Origin of the sequence: Paenibacillus darwinianus, from assembly GCF_000598065.1 — a bacterium.
Classification (GTDB): Bacteria; Bacillota; Bacilli; order Paenibacillales; family Paenibacillaceae; genus Paenibacillus_I; species Paenibacillus_I darwinianus.
In genome coordinates, this window is sequence record NZ_KK082222.1 from 1 (window position 1) to 1,322 (window position 1,322).

1 protein-coding gene is annotated in these 1,322 nt (G+C 63.2%); it reads right to left on the reverse strand.

Annotation, left to right across the window (positions count from 1 at the left end; translation table 11 throughout):
- Nucleotides 1–835: 835 nt before the first annotated feature.
- On the reverse strand, nucleotides 836–1,322 hold a 487-nt coding region (locus BG52_RS16260; RefSeq protein ID WP_036667588.1), incomplete at its 5' end, for an ATP-dependent helicase C-terminal domain-containing protein.

A 1,322-nucleotide genomic window follows, 5' to 3' on the forward strand; every position in this document is an offset into this window, starting at 1 on the left:
GGGAGCCGCTCGGCACCGTGACCGTCGTCGCGCGGCGGGCGTTCCAGATAATCAGACCTCAAAAAAGACCTTCCTGTCGTCACTCCGACGCAGGAAGGTCTTTTTATGCAAAACGTACGGCCCGCGGAGGGAATTCTGGTTAACGGGGAAAGAAAGGAATTAGAGGGATCGTTATTTATTCCTGCCGTTCATCAATTGATTCCGCTAGCCGCATGCCGCGGATCCCTCGTCACCGAGTGCTGCCTTGCGCCCCGATCGCAGACGGGCGGACGGTTGTCACGGACGCGGGCGGATGCGGCTGGTCGGGACCGGCTTTGCCAAGCGCGGCGATTCGCGCAGCGGCGGCGCCGGCTTTGTTAAGCGCGGTGAAACGGGCGGATCAGGTCGGGGTCCCGCTCGTTTCGACGCCCGTGGCGGCGAATCTGCCAACCGGGGTGAAGCCGGTCGCGGCGACACAAGCGACGGTGCCCGCCCATCCGCAGCCGGAGGGCGCAATGCCGGATCCGGTGCACGCGGCGGCAGCCGAGGAGGCACTCGCAGCGGTGGCTCAGGCCGTCCGGGCGGGCGTGGCGGAAGCGGTCCCGGTGGACGCGGCGGGCGTTCCAGATAATCAGACCTCAAAAAAGACCTTCCTGTCGTCACTCCGACGCAGGAAGGTCTTTTTATGCAAAACGTACGGCCCGCGGAGGGAATTCTGGTTAACGGGGAAAGAAAGGAATTAGAGGGATCGTTATTTATTCCTGCCGTTCATCAATTGATTCCGCTAGCCGCATGCCGCGGATCCCTCGTCACCGAGTGCTGCCTTGCGCCCCGATCGCAGACGGGCGGACGGTTGTCACGGACGCGGGCGGATGCGGCTGGTCGGGATTGCCGATGTCGGATCGTCCGGCCAATAATGCTTGGGGTAGCGGCCTTTCAGATCCTTTTTCACGTCGAAATAAGTGCTGCTCCAGAAGCCGGCCAAATCCCTCGTCACCTGCACGGGCCGCTGGGCGGGCGACAGCAGGTGCAGCGTGATCGGCACCCGGCCGAAGCCGACCGTTGGCGTGCGGTGCAGGCCGAACATCTCCTGAAGCTTCACCGAAAGCACCGGCGCCTCGGGATCGCTGTAATCAACGGAAATTCGCGAGCCGCTCGGCACCGTGACCGTCGTCGGCGCCTCTACGTCCAGCTGTCGGCGCTTGTCCCAGGGCAGTAACGACTCCAGCACCCCCACCATATTCAAGCGCTGAAAATCACTCCGCCCCTTCATCCCGTGCAGATGAGGAACCAGCCAATCCTCCAGAGACGCCAACAGCGCTTCCTCCGATACGTCGGGCCAC